Annotated in this window: 25 protein-coding genes and 1 pseudogene; 20 read left to right on the top strand and 6 right to left on the bottom strand. The window is 32.4% G+C overall.

Annotated elements, in window-relative coordinates:
- Positions 1-330 precede the first annotated feature (330 nt).
- From ABJF52_RS01010 to ABJF52_RS00940, 15 genes and pseudogenes are all read left to right on the top strand, one after another.
- Positions 331-906 (top strand): sigma-70 family RNA polymerase sigma factor, encoded by a 576-nt coding sequence (locus ABJF52_RS01010; protein ID WP_348144991.1) that lies wholly within the window; start codon positions 331-333, stop codon positions 904-906.
- Between the two features lie 49 nt (positions 907-955).
- A complete protein-coding gene (locus tag ABJF52_RS01005; protein WP_348144988.1) occupies positions 956-1,855 on the top strand; it encodes a sterol desaturase family protein in 900 nt (299 codons plus the stop codon).
- 17 nt (positions 1,856-1,872) lie between these two features.
- A complete protein-coding gene (locus ABJF52_RS01000) occupies positions 1,873-2,436 on the top strand; it encodes a hypothetical protein (RefSeq protein ID WP_348144985.1) in 564 nt (187 codons plus the stop codon).
- A 106-nt stretch (positions 2,437-2,542) separates the two neighbouring features.
- Positions 2,543-2,665, top strand: coding sequence for a hypothetical protein (locus tag ABJF52_RS00995; protein WP_348144982.1), 123 nt, complete (start codon positions 2,543-2,545; stop codon positions 2,663-2,665).
- A 275-nt stretch (positions 2,666-2,940) separates the two neighbouring features.
- Entirely contained in the window at positions 2,941-3,543 is a 603-nt protein-coding gene (locus tag ABJF52_RS00990) for a TetR/AcrR family transcriptional regulator (protein ID WP_348144979.1), read from the top strand.
- A gap of 48 nt (positions 3,544-3,591) precedes the next feature.
- A complete protein-coding gene (locus ABJF52_RS00985) occupies positions 3,592-4,392 on the top strand; it encodes a haloacid dehalogenase type II (protein WP_348144976.1) in 801 nt (266 codons plus the stop codon).
- Positions 4,393-4,408: 16 nt separating this feature from the next.
- Positions 4,409-4,804, top strand: a complete 396-nt coding sequence (locus ABJF52_RS00980) for a DoxX family protein (RefSeq protein ID WP_348144973.1) — start codon at positions 4,409-4,411, stop codon at positions 4,802-4,804.
- A gap of 11 nt (positions 4,805-4,815) precedes the next feature.
- Entirely contained in the window at positions 4,816-5,550 is a 735-nt protein-coding gene (locus ABJF52_RS00975) for an SDR family oxidoreductase (protein ID WP_348144970.1), read from the top strand.
- Positions 5,551-5,598: 48 nt separating this feature from the next.
- Positions 5,599-5,667 (top strand): annotated as a pseudogene (locus tag ABJF52_RS00970) (DUF4269 domain-containing protein); the annotation flags it as partial.
- A 311-nt stretch (positions 5,668-5,978) separates the two neighbouring features.
- Positions 5,979-6,407 (top strand): hypothetical protein, encoded by a 429-nt coding sequence (locus ABJF52_RS00965; RefSeq protein ID WP_348144967.1) that lies wholly within the window; start codon positions 5,979-5,981, stop codon positions 6,405-6,407.
- Between the two features lie 240 nt (positions 6,408-6,647).
- Positions 6,648-7,247, top strand: a complete 600-nt coding sequence (locus ABJF52_RS00960) for a Crp/Fnr family transcriptional regulator (RefSeq protein ID WP_348144964.1) — start codon at positions 6,648-6,650, stop codon at positions 7,245-7,247.
- Between the two features lie 66 nt (positions 7,248-7,313).
- Positions 7,314-7,703: a hypothetical protein gene (locus ABJF52_RS00955; RefSeq protein ID WP_348144961.1), complete on the top strand. Its 390-nt coding sequence runs from the start codon at positions 7,314-7,316 to the stop codon at positions 7,701-7,703.
- A 5-nt stretch (positions 7,704-7,708) separates the two neighbouring features.
- Entirely contained in the window at positions 7,709-8,536 is an 828-nt protein-coding gene (locus ABJF52_RS00950) for an oxidoreductase (RefSeq protein ID WP_348144958.1), read from the top strand.
- A 150-nt stretch (positions 8,537-8,686) separates the two neighbouring features.
- A complete protein-coding gene (locus ABJF52_RS00945; protein WP_348144955.1) occupies positions 8,687-9,223 on the top strand; it encodes a sigma-70 family RNA polymerase sigma factor in 537 nt (178 codons plus the stop codon).
- A 56-nt stretch (positions 9,224-9,279) separates the two neighbouring features.
- Positions 9,280-10,167 carry a PhzF family phenazine biosynthesis protein gene (locus tag ABJF52_RS00940; protein WP_348144952.1) on the top strand — a complete coding sequence of 296 codons (888 nt, stop codon included), beginning with the start codon at positions 9,280-9,282 and terminating at the stop codon, positions 10,165-10,167.
- A gap of 118 nt (positions 10,168-10,285) precedes the next feature.
- Here ABJF52_RS00940 and ABJF52_RS00935 read toward each other — a convergent pair whose 3' ends face one another.
- Positions 10,286-10,648 (bottom strand): helix-turn-helix domain-containing protein, encoded by a 363-nt coding sequence (locus tag ABJF52_RS00935; RefSeq protein WP_348144949.1) that lies wholly within the window; start codon positions 10,646-10,648, stop codon positions 10,286-10,288.
- Between the two features lie 95 nt (positions 10,649-10,743).
- On the opposite strand from ABJF52_RS00935, the gene ABJF52_RS00930 reads away from it, so the two are divergent.
- From ABJF52_RS00930 to ABJF52_RS00920, 3 genes are all read left to right on the top strand, one after another.
- On the top strand, positions 10,744-11,124 hold the full coding sequence (locus tag ABJF52_RS00930; protein WP_348144946.1) for a DoxX family protein: 381 nt from the start codon (positions 10,744-10,746) through the stop codon (positions 11,122-11,124).
- A gap of 848 nt (positions 11,125-11,972) precedes the next feature.
- A complete protein-coding gene (locus ABJF52_RS00925; protein ID WP_348144943.1) occupies positions 11,973-12,482 on the top strand; it encodes an RNA polymerase sigma factor in 510 nt (169 codons plus the stop codon).
- Positions 12,483-12,486: 4 nt separating this feature from the next.
- Positions 12,487-13,146: a hypothetical protein gene (locus tag ABJF52_RS00920; RefSeq protein ID WP_348144940.1), complete on the top strand. Its 660-nt coding sequence runs from the start codon at positions 12,487-12,489 to the stop codon at positions 13,144-13,146.
- A gap of 99 nt (positions 13,147-13,245) precedes the next feature.
- Here ABJF52_RS00920 and ABJF52_RS00915 read toward each other — a convergent pair whose 3' ends face one another.
- Positions 13,246-13,899, bottom strand: coding sequence for a TetR/AcrR family transcriptional regulator (locus tag ABJF52_RS00915; protein WP_348144937.1), 654 nt, complete (start codon positions 13,897-13,899; stop codon positions 13,246-13,248).
- A gap of 79 nt (positions 13,900-13,978) precedes the next feature.
- On the opposite strand from ABJF52_RS00915, the gene ABJF52_RS00910 reads away from it, so the two are divergent.
- A complete protein-coding gene (locus ABJF52_RS00910; protein WP_348144934.1) occupies positions 13,979-14,482 on the top strand; it encodes a DUF2867 domain-containing protein in 504 nt (167 codons plus the stop codon).
- A 455-nt stretch (positions 14,483-14,937) separates the two neighbouring features.
- Here the strand turns inward: ABJF52_RS00910 and ABJF52_RS00905 are convergent, their stop codons facing one another.
- Together ABJF52_RS00905 and ABJF52_RS00900 are read right to left on the bottom strand one after the other, a co-directional pair.
- On the bottom strand, positions 14,938-15,519 hold the full coding sequence (locus ABJF52_RS00905; protein WP_348144931.1) for a superoxide dismutase family protein: 582 nt from the start codon (positions 15,517-15,519) through the stop codon (positions 14,938-14,940).
- Between the two features lie 56 nt (positions 15,520-15,575).
- Positions 15,576-16,067, bottom strand: coding sequence for a ferritin-like domain-containing protein (locus tag ABJF52_RS00900; RefSeq protein ID WP_348144928.1), 492 nt, complete (start codon positions 16,065-16,067; stop codon positions 15,576-15,578).
- A gap of 195 nt (positions 16,068-16,262) precedes the next feature.
- On the opposite strand from ABJF52_RS00900, the gene ABJF52_RS00895 reads away from it, so the two are divergent.
- A complete protein-coding gene (locus tag ABJF52_RS00895; protein WP_348144926.1) occupies positions 16,263-16,700 on the top strand; it encodes a BLUF domain-containing protein in 438 nt (145 codons plus the stop codon).
- 71 nt (positions 16,701-16,771) lie between these two features.
- On the opposite strand, the gene ABJF52_RS00890 is transcribed toward ABJF52_RS00895, so the two are convergent.
- Both ABJF52_RS00890 and ABJF52_RS00885 read right to left on the bottom strand, forming a co-directional pair.
- Positions 16,772-19,153, bottom strand: coding sequence for a BamA/TamA family outer membrane protein (locus ABJF52_RS00890; RefSeq protein WP_348144923.1), 2,382 nt, complete (start codon positions 19,151-19,153; stop codon positions 16,772-16,774).
- Entirely contained in the window at positions 19,153-24,150 is a 4,998-nt protein-coding gene (locus tag ABJF52_RS00885; protein WP_348144921.1) for a translocation/assembly module TamB domain-containing protein, read from the bottom strand. Before ABJF52_RS00885 ends, ABJF52_RS00890 begins: the two co-directional genes overlap by 1 nt.
- Positions 24,151-24,244 lie beyond the last annotated feature (94 nt).

Genomic DNA, 24,244 nt, shown 5'->3' with positions numbered 1-24,244 from the left:
TGCCTTCCTCTCCCTGCGCTCGTCGGAGGCACTAACATATCAAGTCGCAACCAGCCCGACAAGTTATTCTGGCGGGTATGCTCCCGAAGCTTCGGGACGGTTGTCGTTTTTTTATTCTCAATACCCTGCCCGTTCCGTTCAGGCGGGCGCAAAATCCACAAGTCACGCCCCGTAAAAAAAACGGGGCTACTTGATAAACAATGAAATCGGGATCCAAATTCATAATTAGTACTATTCCCGTTACATCGTTGTTGGATTTTACTATATTTCCATAAAAAAAAGACCAACTGCCCATAGCGCTGCGTTGTGTAAAATTTTGAAAAAAAAATAATGACATTTAACATTATCTGGAATAAACATAAAAGTTATCTAATAAATTTTATTAAAACTAAAATTAATAATGAACATATTGCAGAAGATATTTTGCAAGAAGTTAGCATAAAACTAGTTGACAATCTAAAACGAAAAACAGAAATTAAGAACTATAAAACTTGGCTTTTTCAAGTAGCTAGAAATACGATTGCAGATTATTATAGAAAAAATAATAAACATTCTGAATTACTAATAAATCAACCTGAAAATAATATTGAATCAAGTGCTTGTGTTTGTGATTTATCAGGCTTTGTTATTCAAACATATCTACCTGAAAAATATAGCACCCCTCTTTACATGAGTGATATTGAGCAAAAACCGCAGCAGGAGATTGCCGAAATACTTAATTTGAGTTTAACTGCGACAAAATCAAGAATACAAAGAGGTAGAAAAAAACTAAAAGAATTAGTTAGTGACTGCATTGATATATCTTACAACAATAGAGGTCAAGTGTCTGACTTTCAGTTAAAAACCAGTTGCGAGCTTCCGCAAGAATTAAAAACAGAAATGGAAAGAATGAATTTATTGCCATAATCCTGCATCTTTTTACTTTCATCTTACGACTACAAGAGAAAGTAAATAAATGAAACATAAAATTGCACCCTCGGTAGTTGTACCATTTTTATTAATCTCAATGGGCATTTTTAGTTATTTAACTCTTCTAAATAACTGGAATTTTGAAATCGCAGCCTACTCTATTTTCTTATTTACATTATTCTATATTCTTATTTTAGAACGAATTATTCCTTTAAAACAAGATTGGAAAGTAAATAAACAAACCTTTTGGACAGATATTAAACATTTCATTTTTTCGACAGCCATATTTGATGCATTAGGAAAAACGCTTGCACTATCATTCGTTGTCTATATTCAGAAAAACTTCTTTACAACATCTAATTTATGGGATTCTATACCGTTTTTTACAGTATATATTATTGCAAATCTGGCTGGAGAACTTCTTCCATATTTTTATCATAGAATTAGTCACAAAGGCAACACCAATTCGTATTTAAGTATTCTTTTATGGAAAATTCATTCCATTCATCATTTACCAACAAGCTTAAATTGGTTCAAAACAAATTGGATTCACCCAATCAATATTTTCTTAAATACCTTTTTGAAAATGACACCTATATTATTACTAGGATTTAGCCTAGAAATTATTTTTTTGGTAGGAGTTACACATGTAGTTATTGCTTACATCTCACACGCAAACATTCAATCAAAAAAAAGTTTTTTAGACTACTTGGTTGTAACACCCCAATTACATCATTTTCATCACAGCATGAAAATGGAAGAGGCAAAAAATTTCGGCAACATTTTTCCCTTTTGGGATTTGGTATTTGGCACGTATTACAATAGAAAAGGTGCAGTTGAAGAAGTCGGAGTTATAGAAAATAGCACCACTAATTACCCGAAAACTACCGCATATTTTAAGCAACTACTATTTCCAATAACAGCTTCAAAGGATTGCTGTAAGTAAAACTAAAAATTTATAAAATGAAACATTATATAGTAATAATTATAATGGGCATAATATCCTATAACAACTATGCTCAATCTAGTTCTATTAAGGAAAATATAAATCTGGAAAAGTCTTTCGTGGGTTTTAAAAATGATTTAATAAATATTTCCAAAAATACTGATAAATGGAGCGCCAAGTATGCTAAAAAAGTTAGTCATGATGTTGCCAAATTAGCTGAAGCAAAATATCTTAAGTCAATCAATATTATATTACTAGATTTTGAGAATAAACCTATTTTGGCAAACAAATATGTAGTTGGGTTAAAACATAAGGCATTCAGAGGAAAAGGAATAAAAAAACTAAACTGGTTAGCATCTGAAAATTCTAGTCTCGCCGTTGTTTTAAACTACAATTTATCATGGCATAGGTTAACTAACAAAAGCAAAAAAGAATTTATGAAAAAAAATAATTTCAAGATTGGCTGGATAACCTCACATATTAATACCGCTTACACTCACCTAACAGAAGTAGAATTCTCAGATATTCCATTGGAAACAAAAACTACACACAACAATGGTAACCGTTGCACAAGCCACTAACTAATCGAAAACTGATTTATATAAGCCTCTTTAAGGGGCTTTTTTCATATCAACTCAGATGTAGAAGGCAAATTAAAGTGATTTTGAACAAATTAAAAATTTGGGGATGGACATAATTTCAGTAAAAGATTATCAAGAGATTTTAACTGACTTTATTGTGATGAATCTATCAGGAATAGAAAAACGCCACCTAAAAATGTATATAAAAAATAGCGATTTAAGTGCTTAAATCGAGGTGAGTATTGTAAATTGAAAGCAAATAGTTAATCCAAAAGTTAGTGCTTTTAATCCGCTACTTTTCAAATACTAACCGATGATGTATCATTCGTCTGGGTTAACATTAAATTAAAAAGTTACTACGTCCTTTCAATAGTTTTATCAATTTCAATACTTCTAGATTAATTAGACTACAAAATTGCAGAGCCATTTTTTCGTTTTAATCGGTAATTAACGATTTTAGAAACAAAAAATACCATATAGAATGTTTTTATGTAAATTTGTAATATGCAACAGGAATTAAAATCTGAAATAACCAAACAGCACATTGTGCACGAAGCTTTTAAATTGTTCTATGAAAATGGGTTTAAAGCTACTAGCATTAATGATGTAATGAAGGCTACAAAAATGACAAAAGGCGCCTTTTATTATCATTATAAAAACAAAGAGCAGCTGGCACTAGAAGTTATAAAACTTAAAATTCAAAAGAGAGTATACGATGGTATGATTGCACCTTTAAAAGAAGAAGGCAGTGCCATAGAAATTTTAGAAAATACTTTTATAAATCGCATAAACTTTTTTTCTATATACGATAAAAGTAATGGTTGCCCAATGAATAACTTTATAAACGAAATTGGCAACTATGAAAAAAGTTACCAGTTAGCTCTAAAAAATATTATTGAAAAATGGAAGTCTTCCCTCATTGCACTAATTGAAAAAGGTAAGACTGAAGGATCAATCAAGAAAAGCACCAATAATATGGCAGTTGCAACATTTTTGATTAGTTCTTTCGAGGGAATCAGAGGAATTAGAAAGCTTTACAACGGGGACCAAATTATCAATGATTACATAAAAGGTATTTCTAGTTATTTACAGCTAATAAAATCATAATTTTTTTACCCACTAACATACCACTCAGAATGTTTTAAAATCAAAATGATGAAAAAAGATAGAAGGAATTTTATTAAAAACGCTACACTTTTAAGTGTGACTGGCCTTGGATTACCTCAAATGGTATTATCGCAGAATACTCAAAAAAACATTATAATGAAAACAGAATTAAAAAGACCAAAAGTATTATTTTTTGATGTCAACGAAACTTTGTTAGACCTCACCGCTATGAAAAAAAGCGTAGGAGACGCTTTAGGTGGCAGGAGTGATTTGTTACCATTATGGTTTACTACCATGTTACAATATTCTTTAGTTACAACAGTTGGCAGACAATATGAAGCTTTTGGTGTTATAGGTGCAGCAGCATTAAAAATGGTTGCTGCAAATAATGGAATTAACCTTAGTGAAGAAGAAGCAAAAGAAGCCATACTGCCGCCTTTACGCTCCATTCCTCCGCATCCAGAAGTAAAAGAATCTTTAAAAAAATTAAAAGATGCTGGTTACAAATTAGTTTCCTTTACGAACTCCTCTAATATTGGTGTAGAAACGCAATTTAAAAATGCGGGGCTATTAGATTATTTTGAAGAAAGATTAAGTATTGAGGACATTGGTAAATTTAAACCACATACTGATGCATATGATTGGGCAGCAAGAAAAATGGGAATCCAAGCTAATGAATGTATGCTTGTAGCAGCTCACGGTTGGGATATAGCTGGTGCAATTTGGGCAGGCTGGAGAGGTGCTTTTATCAGCCGTCCTGGAGCACAATTATATCCGCTTTCACCAAAGCCAGAAATACATGAAAGTGACCTTGCTTTAACCGCCAAAAAACTAATAGAATTAAAATAGTAAACCTAGAATTGTAATGAAAAAATTAGATAACAAAGCACTCGCAGTATTACTATTTCGCATATCCTTTGGAATAAACTTTTTATTTCACGGAATAGTAAGGATGCCTGATTTAGAAAAGTTTGTTACGGGAATGCAGAATACCTTTCAAGGCACCTTGTTACCTGAATTTATGGTAACACCTTTAGCCTATTGTATACCATTTGCGGAACTTATTATTGGTATTCTTTTTTTGCTCAATAAATTTACTCGAGAAACTCTAATAGCCACTTTTCTACTCATGAACATATTAGTTATTGGGAGTTCTTTTGCCCAAAAATGGGATTTGGTAGGTCTGCAATCTACCTACATCGGGTTTCTGTTTTTGCTTTTATACTTTACGAATGACCACCAAAAATCAATTCAAAACTAAAAATACACACAATGAGACTCGAGAACAAAGTAATCATAGTCACCGGTTCCTCTAAAGGAATTGGGAAAGAGGTTGCTATTCTTTTGGCTAAAAATGGAGCAAAAATAATAGTGAATCACTCCAGTAGTGAAAAAGAAGCCCGTAATACCGTTGAATCTATTAAAATAAATGGTGGAACTGCTCTAGCCGTAAAAGCAGATGTTAGCAAAAAAGAAGAAGTCAGACATTTATTTGATGAAACCTTAAAAGCATTTGGCAGAATTGATGTGTTAGTTAATAATGCAGGAATTATGTTTTCCAAATTATTAAAAGATAATACTCAGGAAGATTTCACCAAACTCTTTGACGTCAACGTCAGAGGCGTTTTCAATACAATGCAAGAAGCTGATAGCAAATTAGCAGATAATGGTATAATTATAAATTTTTCATCTAGCACAGCTAAATTGATGTTTCCTACCTATGCACTATACTCCGCCTCAAAAGCAGCCGTAGAGCAAATGACTAGAGTTTTTGCTAAAGAAATAGGTAGAGGAATTTCGGTAAATGCTATTGCACCAGGAGCTACAGCAACGGATTTATTTCTTAATGGTAAATCGCAAGAAACAATAGATAAAATAAGTGCTATGAATGCCTTTAATAGACTTGCGGAACCTATTGATATTGCAAGAGTCGTTTTATTTTTAGCAAGCGATGATTCTAAATGGATTTCGGGTCAAGTTATCGGTGCAAATGGTGCTATGGTATAAAGCAATAAAAAAGCGAAACAATTAAAATCTAACGGAATATAAACGGAACCTGCTTTTGCTAAACTATTAGGGTTGAATGGAAATCCATATTCTGAATTATTAAAACTGAAAAAATAATTACAAAACAAACCGCGAAGCATCGGGGCTGGCTTGCAGACCAAACGGAAACGAAAAGTTACCGTGCCTGCCCTATTTGCCATAGCCGTGACGATGATTTAGCATTATTCATATCGTTTTTATTCTTTTTTAAAGGTATTCATGTGTTCGCTGCGCTTGGAACGCCTGCGTCGACCAAAATCCCTTCATCTCGTTTTCTCCCCGCTCCTACTCGCACACTGCTTTGCAGCTGTCATATCTTACATTATGTTGGCATTTATCATAAGCAACCATTTATAATTAAAAGCATCTAATAAATAATACTCCTGAAAATGAAAAATCTATGTTCTTTAATGTTGTTTTTATTTTTATTAACCTCCTGTGATAAAGTGGCGGATAAACCTATACTTCCAAATGCAAATTTGATAGAAGGACAATGGAAACTAAACGAGGCATTTATAAGTGCGGGTGGACCCCAATATTGGGTTGATGTAGAAAATGGAGAAGAACTTGAATTTTATAGTAATGGAACTTTTTCTTCGAATAGGTTTACTGAATGTACAACTGGAACATTTTCACTCGAAGAAATTAAATTATCCCTTGAGTATGATTGTGATGAATTTGAAACTCAATCGGAAAATAATGATGGCTTTATCACATATGATTTAGAATTGTTCTCAAATCATTTTATCCTTACCCCAACTAGCGGACCGATTTGTATTGAAGGTTGCAGCTATAAATATCAGAGCGAAAATAACTAATGCCATCAATGGCTATACTTAATGCGGGCTAAGGATTTAAAGTAAAGTTCTGTTTATATTTATAATGTCGCTAAATCTTTGGCCCCGAAGCGTCGGGGTTGCTTAGAACAAAAAATAAAACAAAACCCGCCCGTACCGAAAAGGCACGTTCGGGCGGGCAAAAAGCTTTTGCTTAGCGCATAGCTGGTAAGCAAACGCTAGTTTGCTCCGGTACGGTTCATAACTCAACCCTTGTGGCACATGTACAAAACATTGGAACTATACGAAAACATACTCGGAAATATTGAAAAATACGTTACTCTGACAAAGGAGGAAACGGAAAAACTTATTGCTATAATTCGAGTAAAAAAAATTAAGAAGCGTGAGTTATTAGATCAACCAAGTAACGTTTGCAACTACAGAAATTATATTCAAAAAGGAGCTTTCCGTTCTTATTTTATAGACAATGAAGGAAAAGAACATACCGTTCAAATTGCAGTGGAAGACCACTTTACCAGCGATTTTTACAGCTACATAACCCAAACACCTGCCACTTTATTTGTTGAGGCACTCGAAGATTCCATAATTCTACAAATGTCTTATAACGATATTGAAGGGCTTTGTAAAGAAATCCACGCATTAAGCGAATACTTTAGAATTACAACTGAAAGAGCCTTTGCCTTTTCCCGAAAAAGAGCATTGTCTAATTTAAGTATGACCGCAGAAGAGCGATTTTTAGAATTAGAAAAACGCTACCCAAATATTGTTTATCGTGTTCCGCAAAAAGTAATTGCTTCTTATTTAGGCATTACACCTGAATTTATGTCAAAACTGAGAAAAAAACTTAGCTCAAAAACTTAATCTAGTTCATTTTTTAAGTACCGAATTCGTAGGACTTTTGTAGAGTTAATTTTAAAACTTTATAAAATGAAAAAAGTCGTATCGGTGCTTACAATTATTTGTGCACTATTTACTAATCAAATATTAAAAGCACAAACAATGGAAAAAGATGTAACAATTATTGAACTCATTCAAACAGAAGGTCAATTTGAGACCCAAGAACTAAACCTTACTTCAGGCAAGTATCAATTCAGAGTGGTAAATAAGAATGTTGATAAAGAATTAGGTTTTGTAATCCAAAAAGAAGAAGACAAAGATGCTGATGTAATAAAAACAGCAGTAGAGAATTCTTTTACAACAGCTAATGTAAAAAAGGGCGAAACTCAATATACTGGAGTTGTAGAGCTTAAAGAAGGTAATTATTTATATTCTTGCCCACTAAACCCAACACCACATTATAAATTAATCGTAAAATAGGTTCTATGAAAAACTGGTTTATAACAGGTATTTCGAGCGGATTGGGTAAGGCACTTGCCGAATCCGTAATCGAAAAAGGAGATTTTGTGATTGGTACATTTAGAAATAAATCACAAGTAGAGGACTTTAACACCAAACATAAGGCTAAAGCCCATTCCATTTTATTGGATATTACAAACGAAAAAAATATTGAAACCTGTGTTTCGCAACTAATTTCGCAATTCGGCAAAATTGATGTTTTGGTCAATAACGCAGGAATTGGATTTGTAGGTGCAGTCGAAGAAACTTCTATAAAAGAAGTCAAAGACGTATTCGATGCCAATTTTTTCGGTACACTAAAAATAACACAAACAGTTTTGCCCTTCATGCGAAAAGTAAAAAGTGGACATATTGTCCAAATTTCATCACACGGAGGTATTAAAGCATTTGCGGGATTTGGAATTTACAATGCAAGTAAATTCGCTGTTGAAGGTTTTAGCGAGGCATTAGCTCAAGAAGTTGCACCACTCGGAATTAAAGTTTCAATAGTTGAGCCTGGACCATTCCGAACAAAATTCGCAAGTAACGGACTTGGTCTTGCTACAATCGAAATTGATGATTATTCCGAAACCGCCGGAGCGTTCCGAACAAAATTAAAAGGTGTTGACGGGAAGCAAGAAGGCGACCCAATAAAAGCATCTAAGGCGATTATCGACTTGGTGTATTCCAAAAATCCAACGCTTCGTTTACCACTCGGAAAAGTTGCGTTAATGACAATCCGAATGAAATTGGACAGCGTAAAATCGGATTTGGAAATGCACAAGGAAACCGCTGAAAATGTGGTATACGGATAATAACGAGCCACAACAAAAAACTTAAACGTAATGCGGACTAATGTGTAATTCCGAAAGGTTTGTATATATTTATAATGTCGCTAATTTGAAAATTACCTATCAGGGATATGTTCAAATTCAGCATTAGACAAAAAATGAAAAAATAATATTGTGAATACAGAAATTAATGCCATCTGGACGGACCTTAATGATGAACTTTTTAAGTTCATTTTAGGAAAAGTAAAAGATGAACAAGTTTCAAAAGATATTCATCAAGAGGTTTTCCTAAAAGTACAATCTAAAGTCAATCAATTAAAGCATACTTCTAAACTCACATCTTGGGTTTACCAAATTACACGAAACACTATTATTGATTATTTCCGAAAGGCCAAAGAAAATAGCATTCCGATTACAGACTTAGATATTCCCGAAAGGCAGGAACAAAATTTTGATTACTCAAAACTTACAAACTGTATAAATCAAAAAATAGAAAGTCTTTCTTCTAATCATAAAGAGGCTATTATCTTAACCTCATTCAAAGATTATACACAAAAAGAACTAGCTCATCATCTAAATATATCTTATTCAGGCACAAAATCTAGAGTTCAAAAAGCTAGAGAAATTTTAAAAGAAAACATTTTGGACTGTCCAAATGTTGAATCGGATACTACAGGTAAACTATTAGATTTTGAAAATAATTCTGAATAATTACGTCTTTTTCTAATTAATCACGTCTATCTGATATAACGTATAAAATATCAAAAATGGACAATTCAAAACTAGTGACAGTACAAATTTTAAACGCATTTGCGATTGATGGCAAAGGTGGTAATCCAGCAGGTGTAGTTTTAGATGCCGACAATTTATCTAATTCAGAAAAGTTAGAAATCTCAAAAAAAGTAGGGTTGTCAGAAACTGCTTTTGTATCCAAATCAAAAACTGAGGATTATAAGCTAGACTTTTTTACACCTACAAAACAAATAGCACATTGTGGTCACGCCACAGTAGCTACATTTTCATACTTAAAACAAATAGGTTCTCTAAAAAATGATAATTCTTCAAAAGAAACAATCGATGGAAAGCGAAGAATAGCAATGATAGGAGATTTAGCATTTATGGAACAGCTAGCGCCCAAATATGTTCACGTAAGTGAAAAAGAAAGTATGATTCTAAAATCCCTAGGATTAACTAAAAACGACCTTATTCCCGATACACCAATTAAATTGGTCAACACAGGTAATTCATTTATTCTTATTCCCGTTAAAAGCAAAGAAGTTTTAAAAGAAATTACTCCAAATTTTGACCTAATAGCTGAAATTAGTGAAGTGTATGATTTAATAGGTTATTATGTCTTTTCTACGGACGTAGATAAGCAAAACTATGATGCTACTACTAGAATGTTTGGTCCTAGATATGGAATACTAGAAGAAGCAGGAACTGGGATGGCAGGTGGACCACTTGCCTGTTATTTATTTGATGTATTAAATATAAAGAAAGAGAGTTTTAAAATTCAACAAGGAAAATTTATGAATGAACCATCACCCAGTTTGATTGTTGTTAAATTGCAAATTGCGCATGGAAAAATCAAAAATCTAATGGCTGGTGGAATAGGGATTTTGGCTAAAAAATTAGAAATTCAATTAAACGCATAAAAGCCTGCACATTACAAAGCCCTACGTGGGTAAGGGAAAGTAAACCTTAATTAACTCCCGTACTTTTCATAGCTATACCAACATAATAACATAGTCCTAATTCATATTAAAAACGATTTTAACTAACTGTATCGGACTTTTCACCAAAGATTTTTTTTCTATGGTTGATACCCCAATTATGTAATTCAAAAATGACTTTTTCAAGCGTTTTGGAATGTTCTGTAGGTGCATATTCTGTTCGTACAGGAGAACCATTTAAAACAGTTCTAGTGATCAAGTGATTTTCTTCCATATCTTTCAACTCCTTTGACAAAACTTTAGTACTTAACTTTGGAATACTACGTTCTATTTCCCTAAAGTGCTTGTTTCCTTCCCAAACTGAAATTAAAATTAATAGTTTCCATTTTCCACCTATAACATCTAAAGTGTCTCTTACAGGTAACAAAGCGGACATGCACTCTTTATGCTCTTTCTTTTTCATCTTTATTAATTTGATGGTTACCTTTAGGTAACTGATTACTAATGGTAATCAAAATTAATTAATTTTGTGCTACTACTAATAATAACAATTGAAAAATGAAAAACAAGATTCTTACAGTTTTATGTATTCTATTTGGTTTAATGATGATTAATTCAGGATTAAACAAATTCCTCAATTATATGCCCATGCCTGAAATGTCTGAAGAAATGATGAAAATTATGGGCGGTTTTATGACAATAAAATGGATTTTTCCGCTTGTAGCAATTGTTGAAATCATTGGAGGAGCTTTAATTGCAATCCCAAAAACAAGAGCACTTGGAGCGTTGGTAATTCTTCCTGTTATGGTTGGAATATTTATTCACCATTTCGTACACGACCTATCAAGTATTGGAATCGCAGTTGTATTATTCGCAATTAATATTTGGGCAATTATAGCTAATTGGAATAAATACGAGCCAATCATAAAAGGCGAATAGAAAATTTATAAAAAAGTTCTATCCTGTGAATAGGAAGTAATTAAAACATTGCTACCAACATTGCAAAGAAGCCATAACTGAATTAATTATTCACCAATGGCTTCTTTATAGTATAATAGGTTGAAATAAAAGCATATAAAACCAGTATCTATTTAAATACTCGACTGCTGGTGTAGCATTCATTTAAATGCCATTTCATTTTAAAGATTAAAAAAAATATAAAAAGTGTGATTTTTTTTTAAAGTCTGCGAATAATAAGTAAACAAACTCATTATAGTATGGCAACTAGAAAAATTATCGGAATTGCATTTTCGTTTATAGGAATTTTATTTAGCATAATATTCCTAATACAATCTGACATAAATACTAACTTAAAAGAATATTTTGATTTTTCTTTTAAAAGTTATTTCAGCTTGTCCTATTTAAATCAAATTTTGCCACTATTTATTTGCCTAATTCTGTTTTATGGCGGTATATTGTTACTACTAAAACCAAGAAAATCAAACCCTATTTTAGCTTTATTCGGATTTACAGTACTAGAGGTAATTATGTTTAGTTGGTTGGGCATAAGTACAGTTAATTTCCCAGTTTATCTTATCGCTATATTTTTTTGCTGCTCATTACTTGCGCTATGGATTGCATACTCTAATAAGATTAATTTGAGACGTTTATCTTGTAAAGAAGGGCTATCCAGTTTAATTCTCGGAACTTCAATTAACATGTTCTCCAATTTCTTATAAATTTTAAAAAGTGTGATTATTCATGCACCTTTTCGAATAACATATAAAAACAGTAGCTATAGTTTCAAAATAAATAATTATAAATTACACTAGTGCAATCACTTACTAATGATGGTAAATAAAAAAGAGCAATTCATAAAAACTTTAGATGAACATAAAAAAATCATCTATAAAATTGTGAACTCTTATTGCCAAAACAAAGAAGATAGAAAAGATTTAGAACAAGAAATTATTATCCAGTTATGGAATTCTTATGATAATTATAATAGCAATTACAAATACACTACTTGGATGTATCGAATAGCGCTAAACGTTGCAATCTCTTTTTATAGAAAAGAAAAAAAATGGTCTTTGAAAAATGATTTTTTCAATGAGGAATCTATTTTTAAAATAGAAGAAGATACTAGTGAAAAGCAAACAGAATTAAATTATCATCTAAAGTTATTACAAGAATTCATTCATAATTTAAACGAACTAAATAAGGCATTAATGCTACTATATTTAGAAGAGAAAAGTTACGAGGAAATTTCAGAAATACTTGGCATTACTAAAACAAATGTCGCCACAAAAATTAGTAGGATCAAATTAAAATTAAAAAAAGAATTTAAAAATATATAACATTATGGAAGCAGGAGAGTTAAAAATAATTTTAGCAGCTTACAATACTAAACTAGATGAAAAATTAAGTTTAAATGTAGACTCATTTAAGAGTATCAACTTAGAGAAATCAGAAAAGAGAACACTAAGTATTCTTAAATACAGAATTATAGAAATTGTAGTTTTTTCTTTATTAGCACTGTTTATAGGAAATTATATTGCAAGTAATTGGCACCAAACACACTTAGCGATTAGTGGAATTATTGTTGGTCTTTTCACGCTAATTGCCTTAGCTGGAAGTATTGGACAAGTTACCTTATTAAATCAAATTGACTTTGCAAAACCAATAGTTGAAATTAGAAAAAAGATAGAATTAGTTAATACTCACGGATTGTTATTTGTAAAATTAATGTTGTTATCCACCCCAATATGGTGGTCGTATGTAGTAGTTGCTAGCGACTATTTATTCAACATAGACATCTATGCAAATATGGATGTCGATTTTGTATTACAATACCTCATGGTTAATTTCTTATTAATTATTCCGTTAGTCTGGTTTTTAAATAAATTAACCTATAAAAATCTTCACATTGCATGGGTAAGAAAAACGATAGGTCTTTTTACAGGCTCAAAAACGATGAAAGCTTTAGCGTTCTTAAATGTTATTGAGAAGTTTGAACAGTAAATAATTCCGCCATTGCAGTAGTAAAAATGGTTTTTGAATATGTTGACAATATGGACTTTAAGACAAGACTAAAGTAGTCGCTTGAACATGTAACTAACTCTAAACCCCTCTTAGGAGCAAGTTAAAACACTCGAAATTTATAGAATTATACTCTTTTTGTCCTTCTAAAGTAAGGTAAGGATATATAGCCTGAAACAATATTACAGCATATGTAGCAATCATTTTTTTTGTCAATTTAGAATTTTGAATCTCTGCTTCAGAAATCCAAAAATTACCAAGAATTGAAAATCGTTTATACAAATAATTATACTCGTCTTGTAGAGCTTCATTCCTCATTAAACGGTTTTTCACTAATAGTTTAAAAAGAACAGAAAACTGTTCTTCCCTTTGTTTAGATAGTATAGTATAATGTTTTTCGATTTTTTTGTTTCCTCGCATTATTTGAACAAAATCAAGAAAAAAAAATCGATATTCATAAAAAATAGTCATCATAGTATGTAAAATGTCCGCCAAAGTCTTTAAATTATTTTTAGAGTCCTGCAACTTTAAGTCTTCCATACTTTTATTAATATGTTCAACCAATTCAAAATACAAGGCTTCAATAATATCATCTCGTTTCTTGAAATGATAATTTAAGTTCCCTTGACTAATTTTCATTTTGTTAGCAATTGTTCTGAGTGTTACAACAGATAATCCATCAGAATTAAAAAGCAATAAAGCCGTTTCTAATATTGTTTGTTTTGTTTTATTCATTACTTCAAAGATAAAAATAATTAGTACAATTGACCTAAATATAAAATTATTAGTAACTTTGACCTAAATTTAGGAACCCATGCAAAAAGTCAAAGAAGAAAAAACTAGATTAACTGATAGCCTAAGTAAACTACTCAAAAAGATTGATTTTATTGATACATATACTACAACAAACCATACGAACAACATAGAAGAGATAACAAATCTTGTTTTTAACACAACTCCCACTTGGATTAAAGTATTGTTTATTATTAGGAATAAAATTGTTGGAATATTTGGATTGAAAACTGAAAAACCAGTGGATTATAATGAAAATTATGAAGTTGGCGGTTATGTGAAGTACTTTAAAATTTACGGTATAAATGAGGATGAAATAATTTTAGGAGCAGATGACGCTCATCTAAATTTTAGAGCAATTGTTACAAACAAAAAAACCGATTTACACAACATAAAAGTCACTACACTAGTGGAATACAATAATCTAAAGGGTAAAATATATATGGGGATTATAAAACCATTCCATCGAAAAATTGTGAAAAGAATGGTTAGAAATGCTTTTAGCGAAAACAAAATTAATCTATGAATGTCTATTTTTTCAGTGCGGGTATTTAATGCATCCTATTAGGAATAGTTCATTCAATTTTTGGTGAATATCTTATCTTTAATTCGAAAAGAAGTTCTGGAAATTTGGTCCCAACAAAAGTTAAAAGTGGACTAAAAGAAAGGCATTTACGCATAATTTGGGCAACTTGGCACTTATCTTCATTTTTTGGTTGGTGTATTGGAGCGTTTTTAATGAAAATATCGTTAAAACCAAATTTGTTGAATTCTGAATTAGTCAATTTTATGGTTAATTCAACAATAATAACAATGGTCATCTCTAGTCTAATAGTTTTAATCGGAACTAAAGGAAAACATCTTGGTTGGATTGTACTTTTAGTAATTAGTATTTTATTACTATTTGGAAACTAAAATAACAACAGGTCACACATAAATAAAAAAGGCTGCTTAAGTGCAGCCTTTTTTATTTTATCATTTTTATTTTATAATACCACTACAACTAACTCGTGCACCGGCATCACCACTGGGTTGCGACATAAAATCGTCTTTACCCTGATGAACAATTACTGCTTTATTTAATATATTCTTTCTTTCATCTTCACAACCTATACACCATTCGTCTCCCGCAGAAAATTCTACTGTGGCATCACCATTAGCATCGGCAGTAAAATTACCTATATCACCTTTATGATAACCACCCTCATCGTTCCACTTGCCATGGGGTTCTCTCGTCGGATTCCAATGTCCTCCACTTGACTTTCCATCATCTGATGAGCAATCTGCTTTTTCGTGTAAATGAATTGCATGTTCCCCTTCTGAGAGTCCTGTGAAAACAGCCAACATTTTTACGGTATTATCATCCTCTGTAAAGGTTACCTCTCCCCGCACCTCGCTTTCGCTCTTAGGTTCCATTAAAATTGTTAGTGATTCTGTATTTTTAGTTCCACTAATAACTTCCATAGGGCCATCGGTTGTACTTTCAGTTTTATTTTTGGCTTCTTTGCAACCATAACTCCCAATTAAAACGAGGGCTAACGTTATTATTGTTATATACTTCATTTTGTTTCTTTTTTGATTATTTAAAACTTGATGTAATTTTTATAGCCATACCAATTTTAATTCTGATCAATAGCTTTTTTATTTAACCTACCTTCAGCTAATTTGTCAAGTTTATTATCTGTATCGTACTCTTCATCCAGTGTTTCTTGAAGTGTTTTGGCAATATTTCGATGTCCTAATTCTTTCGCAAATCGAACTGCTGTGCCGTAACCCGATATTTCATAATGTTCTACACGCTGAGCTTCAGCTATTAATCCTGCATCCATAACATCATCCGTAGCTGCTTCAGATATAAAATGTTTCGTTTCTTTAATAAGGCCCTTCATAGCTTTGCAGGTTTCTCCAGCAGGTGTAATATTCATTTCCCTACATATAGTTTCCAACCTGCTTTTTTGCATCTTAGTTTCTGCAAGATGACCCTCAAAAGTTTCTTTAAGCTTACTATCACTAGCTTTATCAATCATTTTTGGAAGCACTTTAACCAATTGTGTTTCAGCGCTATATAAATCTTTTATTTGATGTTCAAATAAGTCTTCTAAAGTTTTCATATTATCTTTTTTTAATTCCTAATAATCAAAACAATGTAAATAGAAATAATAGTACATCTTAACCAGATGAATCAAAATTGTATCGCAAAACCTCATACCAATTGAAATTCGTTTAAAATAGGACCGAAGTATAAAAGCTAACATTTATCTAAATAAATGATTGGAATTATTATCTTTCACAAAAGAAATAGACTCATGTTCCAACTAACCTATATTTCAGTTGCTTCTCCCACTATAAATACTCAAAACATAAAGGATATTTTATCAGAAGCAAGACTTACCAATTCGCAAAAAAATGTGACAGGTTGCTTGGTTTATTATAATCAGGAGTTCGTGCAAATTCTAGAAGGAAAGCGAAGCGATGTGATTAAAATATATGGTAAGATTAAAAAAGACAATAGACATCATAATGTAAAAAAATTATGGGATGGTGATGTTTCAGGAAGATATTTTAATGATTGGAATATGGCATATTACCATGGCACATCGGATTTGAATGGTGAGGAAGAAAAAATGTTCCTAAAAAATATGCAATTGCTTTCTGAGTTTTCATCAACTTCAACAAGTTCATTATTAATGTTCTGGAGTACTGTTAGAAACCTTTTGAATAACGACCCTGTAAAGATAAGTTAACCTTTATGCGATTTATTCGTGATTACTATTCTAATGTATTAAACTCCAATAGCGACAACGTAGAATAGGTGCTAAAATGGATATCCAATAGCGAAATTAAAAACTACATTGTCACTACCGCCATCAAAAAAAGGCACTCTACTACGCTCACCTTCTGACCAATAAGGTACGCGCCATGGTGATGCGAAGTCAAATCGAATAACAAAACTTTGAATATCTACCCGCAAACCAAATCCCACACCTACACCCAATTCTTTTATCCAATCAGAACCAAATTGTCCTTCTGCTAATAACTGTTCGTTAAATGCATTGTTTTCCGCTGATTCGTCTTCTGGAATTTTTATTTGATCTGTCAACCACACATTTCCGGCATCTATAAATAAGGCCCCTTTTAAATATGAAAAAATTGGAAATCTATATTCCAAATTTGCTTCCAGTCGAAGATTACCTGATTGGTCAAAAAATGACGAAGTATCATCTTCATCAGAAATAAAAGAACCAGGACCTAATGACCGTATCTGAAAAGAACGAACGCTGTATGGTCCACCAGAAAAAAATTGTTTTACAAAAGGAAGTGTCGTTGAGTTACCGTAAGGAATACCCCACCCGGCATACATACGACTTACTAATGCTTGCTCTTTTCCCCATTTAAAGTAATATCTAAAATCTATATCTGCTTTTACAAATTGAGCATATTCCAAACCCAAGACTGTTCCCTTTCCACCATCAAATAGGCTAAGCGAATTGCCAGCAATTTCAAAACTTGTGGATGCATATAAAGGACGTGTTTTGTTAGCGTCCACTAATTCATTATAGGTGAAAGTATAGTTGAGACCCGCAATAAATTGCTGTTCAAAGCTTTCTGCCAAATACGAATTATTTTCTAAAATTTCTTCAAATTCTGTAGTGGTATTAGAAAGATTAACGTAATTAATACTTATTGGATTCAATTCATGATAAACAAATCGGTTTTCATTCCAGGTATAGCCAAAAGAAGTATTGAATGACGTAAGCGTATATAATTTGCTTCGATTGAGAATATCGCCCCCTAAACTAATTTTAGTTTTGGGCACAGCATCATTAAATTGACTGGGAGAAAAAGGAACCAATTGCGGAATAATTAAGTTTGCTTGTAATCCTCCTGCAATACTACTTAATCCGCCATCATTACCTCCCAATATTTGGGCTTCATAACTAAAATCACCCGTAATACTTAATGTTTCACCGCCTTTAAAAAGGTTTCGATTGTTGTAGGTAACTGCAATTCCTGGACCTGTAAATCCGTTTGATTTTGTAACCGCTTGTAATTCTGTTCGTATAGATCTTTTGGTTAATGGAGAAAGAAAAATATCAGCATCTAACGATCCGGCACCGTCTACAGCAGTAGTATCCTTTTCATTAAATCGAATATTCACAAACTTGTAACTTCCTAAATCTGAAAGTCGATTACTCGTTAATCGCGCTGTCTGAGCATTGTATTTCTGTCCTTCTTCAAATAGTAAATAGGGTTCTAATTTTTTAGGTTTAAAAAAGTCTTCCTTTTGAACAAAATAAATATCATTTACTTTTTTTGTTACTGCTAAGTTACTGGTGTCATTTTCTATTGCATAGTTGGGATACACTGTAATTGAATCTATTTCGTAGGGAATAACAGATTTTTTTGGCGCACCCTTTTTCAAACGCAGAAATAAATCGAACTTTTTATTTTTATATCGATTTGTATCGATTTCAAAAATTAGAAAATCAGGATTAAAATTATAATATCCTTTCTGTTTTAATTCATTATCAATCCTTTCACGTTCGAATTTCAATAAAGCAAGATTAAAGCGACTCCCCTGCTCTATTTGCGTTTGTGCTAAAGCTTTTTCGATATCATTATAAATAGCAAGCGAGTCTTTATCAAGTTTAAAATTTTCTAGCGTATATGGTTGAGAGAGTTCCGCTGAATAATTTATTTCTGCATTATTATTTGTGGTATCAATTTCAGAATTCACCTTACTATAAAAGAACCCGCGATTGTCCAATCTATTAAACATGAGTTCTTCCACCCTTTGCGGATTAACATCGGAAAGATACACAGGTTCTTCTCCAAATTTTTTATTCAACCATTTATTGATAAAACCCGGTTTTACTTTTTGCGATTTGTAATGATATAATAACCCTAATCGCATTCCCAACAGTTTTGAGTTTGGTTTGGGTTGTAAAAGTGTCTCTAATTCTTGTTCCACATTTTTAACATCCTTAATATCTTGGTCTGTAGAAGTGTATATTTTTGCACCTGAGTAAAGTATTTCATTCTCGGGTACATACTTTTTAATGCCACAGGAAGAAATTAATAAGGTTAGTAATAGTATAAGGTAATAACCGCTACCAAGGCCCATATCAATTGGACTGCTATCGCACTTATTCAGTCGATTGCATTGTATTATTTTATTGCCAATTCGTAGCTTCATTAATTTTTGTTTGATGCTTTAGCTTTATTCTCCGTATTCTTTTGTTCCGATTCCTCAGCATCTTTTATAGGATTGAATAACTGACTGAATTTATTGAATTCGCGGTTAAAAATTAAAGCAATTCCCGTTACTATTAATTGCCCGTCAATTATATTTTCATATTCGCTTTTACGGAAACCTTTTAGTCGATATCGTCCATCTTTTGTCAACAAATATTCTAAGCTAACATTACCAATTATGGGAGTTTCCTCCTGCCCCTCTTGTGCGCTACCCTCTACATCAACTGCGCTACCAGCTGTTACTATTACACGATCATCAAAAAGTTTTTTCTTTGCATTGATATTAAGTTGGGTACGGTCTTGGGGACTATCGCCTTGGTAATCTGTAAAACTATCCAAATCAAAATCAACCTCAAATCCAGAACTTCCAAAAACCTTATCAGAAAATGTGTTTAGTTGACCAGAAAGAACTCTATTTACATTATCACGCGCAATTGCGGCAGTACCACCAGAACTACCATCACTTCCAGAATCAGCATAAAATCTATTTAATGCTAATAACGAAAACACCTGTTTATTGAGTTCTGATTCTTGTAAGTTTAATTGCTGAACACGCGTATAAACTGCGCCACCAATAGCGCCTTGATCATCTTCTGGCATATCAAGACCAAACGATAATTCAGGTTCTAAAAGTTCTCCATCTACATTTAGATAAACATAAAATGGAAGTACTTGTTGATACTTGCTTAACGCACTTACATCTTCACTTGAAGTAACAGAAGACATTAAAGGTGATGCCGAAGTTTCTAATTCATAAATAGCTATAACATCTAATTTGGCATCGGTAGGGTCTCCCTGCCAAGTAATAGTACTACCTGGATTTATAACAAATCTCCGCTTTACAAAATTGTATAAATTTGTCTCATAATGTCCTGATTTTAATTCATACCTACCCGTAAGATTAATTCTACCATTGGGTTCAATATTTAGGTTGAGCGCGGCATCGCCCGATACTTCTAAATTATCACCAGTACGTTCATCGATAATAATATGAAAATCTGCATCTTCGGCAATTTCTAAAACTGCTTCTACATCCATACCTTGAAAAAAGGGAAGAGTTTCTTCCTGATCATTTCTAGTAAGTATAGCATCTGGTTGCTCACGATTTACAAAGACCACTACACCATCGCGCTCTTCAATATCTAATTGCGATTCTGGTACAACATAAGTAACATCAGTAACTTTTCTTATTCGGAGTTTTCCAGTTATTCTTGGCAATTCCAAATCTCCATTAATACCGATAGCTGCATCCATACTGGCCATTCCATAAAATAGCTCATTATCTTCTTTCGTAGCATTTAAAACCTTGAATTGCTCAGTTTCAATTTTTAAATCAAATGCTGGATTTATTAAGGACTCTGTCGATAATGAACCATCAATTGAAAGATTGCTATCATCCGAATCTGCAATACTAAATCTATCGAAATATACGCCCTCAGTATTTATTTTAAGGGTTTCTTCCGATATTTTAAAAACTGAATTTAGACTGGAAATATTAAACTGCGTATTATTAAAATTGATATCTCCAAAATAAGAAGGAGAAGTGGGCGTGCCGGACACATTAATTTTACCCGAAATTGCACCTTGGGAATCTTTTATAATGCCACTGGTAAATCCCTCAATGGTTTTCAATTCTATTTGATTTAAATTGAGATCTAAATTGAGCTGAGCACCAGTTTCATTTGCCGCATAGTTTCCTACTAAATCTAAATCAGCACCTGCTTCTTTTAATTTTAAATTAAAATCATACGTTGCATATCTAGAAGAGGAAGCATCTAATGAAAGCGTACCTAGTGGATTCTCTATTATTTCTAAATTGTTAATATCAAAATTGGCCACCAATCCTGTTGCACCAAATGGGTTTTCTAAAATAAAGTCTCCTTTTAATAAACCTGATGCCAATTTTTCATCAGGATTTAATAAACCTAAGAATGTCTGTAGTCCAAAATTTTCGAAATGTAATCCCACATGTTCCTTTTCCACACCCTCCATGGTATTAGAAATAGAAAGCTGCTGATCATTAAGACTCATTGCTACATCCTTAAACGCTAAGAAGTTTTTAGCAATTAAAATTTCATTGCTTTGAGGAATAGTCCATAATTCTCTATTTAGGATTAATTCCTTAGGCTCGATATGAAATTGAAGTGTATCTTTTTTTAAAGTCATTTCAGAACCAATGTGAGCAATTTTTTCTTCGCCATTAAAAGAACTAAAGTCGAGACGGAGTTCCTTGTCTTTTAGATTACCCTCAAAAAATGTATGCCCCATGTGGATAGGATTTGAAACTAATCCAGCTAAACCAGCGGTAAACTTAAGGTTTGTGGCATTTCCTGTTACTAAAACATTTAAACTATCAATTGTACTTCCACCATATTGTACAGAAGGAACTTTAACTTCAGCATTTAGGTTTTTGGTTAAAGCGTCAAAATCAGCTTGAATTAATATTGAATCTAACCGCTCAACATTCCTGTAAAATACTTCAGTTAATATAGGTGTTGAATTTAATTTTAATTTCATCTGAACTTGGACCGAATCTTCTAATACCATCGTATCCGCCTCATCTCCAAAATAATTTTTCAACTGATTGTTAAGTGCATTAGTTATTCCTTCGGGACTAGCATTCGATTTTAAAAATCCATTTATAAAATCACTATCAATTGTAACTTCTGTATTAATAGAATCTATTGCAGAACGAATGTTGATATTTCCTGATTGGTATTGTTGATTATCATAGACAGCTGTGCCATTTAATATAGTGGCATTTAATTTAAAATCTTGGGGATTACCAGAATAATCTGCCTGCAGCTCTAATGCTGCTTTAATATTCTCTCTAGAAACTTCAAGTGCATACAAGTCAGCACCGATAACATTGAGGTCGAATCCAATGTTTGAGTTTATGGAATCAAGCACGATTTCAGTATTGGCCAATAAATTTAAATTGTCGTCTTTAAAAGCCATTGCTACGTTTCCTTTTCCATTGGTTATTTTACCTTTTATGTCAAGGGCTGAGAAGTCATAATCTTTGATTACTAACTGGCTGAAATCAGAAATAATTTCAGCATTAAGATTGTTTATACTACTGCCTTCACCAAAAAAACTAGTCTTAAAAGAAATATCGCCGAAGGCTTCATTTTTTAAGAGCGTGTTCAGTTGAAGACTATCGACTTGTAAATCGCCATTAAAATGAATTTGATTTTCTTTACGAATACTACCTGTAAGTTGTGCTTTACCCTCCGGAATTTTCAATGTTACGAGGGTTGTGACATCATCCAAACTACCCACCGCAGAAGCTTCTAAAATAACAGATTGCGGTATAGAAATTCCAAGATCTTCTTCTGATACAAAATTTAAAATATCTTTGCGTTCAGTTGAAATATTGATGGTATTAAAAGCATACCTTAGTGAGTCTTCTTGCATTACATGCTGAATTTTACCTGTTGTAACAAGCGAAGTCTCCCCCCATTTGAATTGCACATTATCTATTTCGAAATCAGCAAGAGTGCCATCAATATTTACATTTCCATTAATAGGGTGTTGAAGTGCTTTTTTTAAATATTCATTTTCAATTAATTGTGGTTGAAAAAAAAGCGCATCATTAACCCCTAATGCTATAGTTGGTAATTGCAGATTTATTGCTGTTGATTGTGGAGTAGTAATCAGTTGTTGTACAGAATTATATTCCAATTTAAAATCTCCCGCTACCTTACTGGAATTCGTGATTGCCCTAAACCCAGTTAGAGCAGCTGTATTGCTATTTATACTTGTAGAAAATGCTAAATCATTTAATATAAATCCGCTTCGTTCCAAAAAAGAAAACTCATTTAGGTCAAAACTTATTTCTTTAGGTATATACTCCAAATGCGAAGCGTTAAAAGCAACATTTTTAAGCAGGACCTCATTTGGGTTAAATACACCTTCTTTAGAAACAGCACGCCCAGACTTATAGGCAATAGTGTTATTAGTCAGAGCTATCGTATTCGCTTTAACGAAAAATTCAGGCCATGTAAAAGTAACTTCCTTTGAAGATGCTACCACACTATCTTGCACTTTTTCTGAATTGGGTACGTGTAAATTAACTGTAGAATTTTTAAGGTTTAGAAAATTAAATGCGACATCATTATTTGATAAATCGGCCTTTGCTTCTTGTAAAAGAAAATCATTAATATTTACGTTAAATAAAATACTGTCTACAACCGAATTATAGTTTGCTTTTACATTACTTAAGGAAAAATTATTTACTGCAATATATGGAAGTTGTGCCTGGGTGGTATCTTCTTGTAGAAATGCTTTGCTTTGACTATAATCTAATTGTGTATCTGAAAGCTCTAAATTATCAAGTTTAAAATGTAGACTATCGAGGTTGGTTTCTTCTGCATCTAATAGCAATGCTCCCAACTGTAATTTACTATCAATGCCCAAGAAGTCATCCTGATAGTTGAGTTCAAAATCCTTGAAATCTAAGTGACCAATTTCAACCTGCATCGTTTCAGCTTCACTGGTGTTAGCGGTTGAATCAGCTGATGTCAATGCATCTAGTAAAAAATTAAAATTATATTGTTCTGAAGTATTCTCGCGAAAGACATTGGCTTTAAGTCCAGACCATTCTGCTGATTTTAAATTAAGTTTATTGCCAAATAGTAATGGTGAAATAGCAAGATTGGCTTCTAAAGATTCTGAATAAAGTAGCGTATCGCCTTTTTTATCCTCGAGGTACAACCCTTCCAAAGCAACATTTCCAGAAAAAGTAATAAAAAGGCGGTCTATTTGTATTTTGGTATTTGTTTTTTCAGAAACATATTCGGTTACTTTAGAAACAATAATGTTCTGCCCCCATGGACTTCGAATAAAAAGCACAATAGCAATAAATACCAATAGTACCAATGCGAAGAAGATAGTAAGACGCTTAGGCCATTTGTATTTTTTATTTCTTTTTTTCACATGATAGTGTAAGTGACTACGATATATAGTTTGAAGACATCAGCAAAGTTATATCTAATAACTCAGTAAAAACACATAAATATTTAAGGAAGTT

The sequence above is a fragment of the Aurantibacter sp. genome, assembly GCF_039941195.1.
GTDB lineage: Bacteria > Bacteroidota > Bacteroidia > Flavobacteriales > Flavobacteriaceae > Aurantibacter_A.
Note: the sequence above shows the minus strand (reverse complement) of the source record. Positions and strands in the feature narration are given on the sequence as shown.

Excerpts from the sequence above, each read along its gene's own strand:
- ABJF52_RS00925 (WP_348144943.1), top strand. The coding sequence starts at position 11,973 with ATGATGGTAAATAAAAAAGAGCAATTCATAAAAACTTTAGATGAACAT.
- ABJF52_RS00935 (WP_348144949.1), bottom strand. The coding sequence starts at position 10,648 with ATGAAAAAGAAAGAGCATAAAGAGTGCATGTCCGCTTTGTTACCTGTA.
- ABJF52_RS00960 (WP_348144964.1), top strand. The coding sequence starts at position 6,648 with ATGTACAAAACATTGGAACTATACGAAAACATACTCGGAAATATTGAA.
- ABJF52_RS00890 (WP_348144923.1), bottom strand. The coding sequence starts at position 19,153 with ATGAAGCTACGAATTGGCAATAAAATAATACAATGCAATCGACTGAAT.
- ABJF52_RS00975 (WP_348144970.1), top strand. The coding sequence starts at position 4,816 with ATGAGACTCGAGAACAAAGTAATCATAGTCACCGGTTCCTCTAAAGGA.
- ABJF52_RS00905 (WP_348144931.1), bottom strand. The coding sequence starts at position 15,519 with ATGAAGTATATAACAATAATAACGTTAGCCCTCGTTTTAATTGGGAGT.
- ABJF52_RS01010 (WP_348144991.1), top strand. The coding sequence starts at position 331 with ATGACATTTAACATTATCTGGAATAAACATAAAAGTTATCTAATAAAT.
- ABJF52_RS00980 (WP_348144973.1), top strand. The coding sequence starts at position 4,409 with ATGAAAAAATTAGATAACAAAGCACTCGCAGTATTACTATTTCGCATA.
- ABJF52_RS00955 (WP_348144961.1), top strand. The coding sequence starts at position 7,314 with ATGAAAAAAGTCGTATCGGTGCTTACAATTATTTGTGCACTATTTACT.
- ABJF52_RS00895 (WP_348144926.1), top strand. The coding sequence starts at position 16,263 with ATGTTCCAACTAACCTATATTTCAGTTGCTTCTCCCACTATAAATACT.
- ABJF52_RS01005 (WP_348144988.1), top strand. The coding sequence starts at position 956 with ATGAAACATAAAATTGCACCCTCGGTAGTTGTACCATTTTTATTAATC.
- ABJF52_RS00940 (WP_348144952.1), top strand. The coding sequence starts at position 9,280 with ATGGACAATTCAAAACTAGTGACAGTACAAATTTTAAACGCATTTGCG.
- ABJF52_RS00900 (WP_348144928.1), bottom strand. The coding sequence starts at position 16,067 with ATGAAAACTTTAGAAGACTTATTTGAACATCAAATAAAAGATTTATAT.
- ABJF52_RS00990 (WP_348144979.1), top strand. The coding sequence starts at position 2,941 with ATGCAACAGGAATTAAAATCTGAAATAACCAAACAGCACATTGTGCAC.
- ABJF52_RS00910 (WP_348144934.1), top strand. The coding sequence starts at position 13,979 with ATGCAAAAAGTCAAAGAAGAAAAAACTAGATTAACTGATAGCCTAAGT.
- ABJF52_RS00950 (WP_348144958.1), top strand. The coding sequence starts at position 7,709 with ATGAAAAACTGGTTTATAACAGGTATTTCGAGCGGATTGGGTAAGGCA.
- ABJF52_RS00965 (WP_348144967.1), top strand. The coding sequence starts at position 5,979 with ATGAAAAATCTATGTTCTTTAATGTTGTTTTTATTTTTATTAACCTCC.
- ABJF52_RS00995 (WP_348144982.1), top strand. The coding sequence starts at position 2,543 with ATGGACATAATTTCAGTAAAAGATTATCAAGAGATTTTAACTGACTTT.
- ABJF52_RS00985 (WP_348144976.1), top strand. The coding sequence starts at position 3,592 with ATGAAAAAAGATAGAAGGAATTTTATTAAAAACGCTACACTTTTAAGT.
- ABJF52_RS00915 (WP_348144937.1), bottom strand. The coding sequence starts at position 13,899 with ATGAATAAAACAAAACAAACAATATTAGAAACGGCTTTATTGCTTTTT.
- ABJF52_RS00920 (WP_348144940.1), top strand. The coding sequence starts at position 12,487 with ATGGAAGCAGGAGAGTTAAAAATAATTTTAGCAGCTTACAATACTAAA.
- ABJF52_RS00930 (WP_348144946.1), top strand. The coding sequence starts at position 10,744 with ATGAAAAACAAGATTCTTACAGTTTTATGTATTCTATTTGGTTTAATG.
- ABJF52_RS01000 (WP_348144985.1), top strand. The coding sequence starts at position 1,873 with ATGAAACATTATATAGTAATAATTATAATGGGCATAATATCCTATAAC.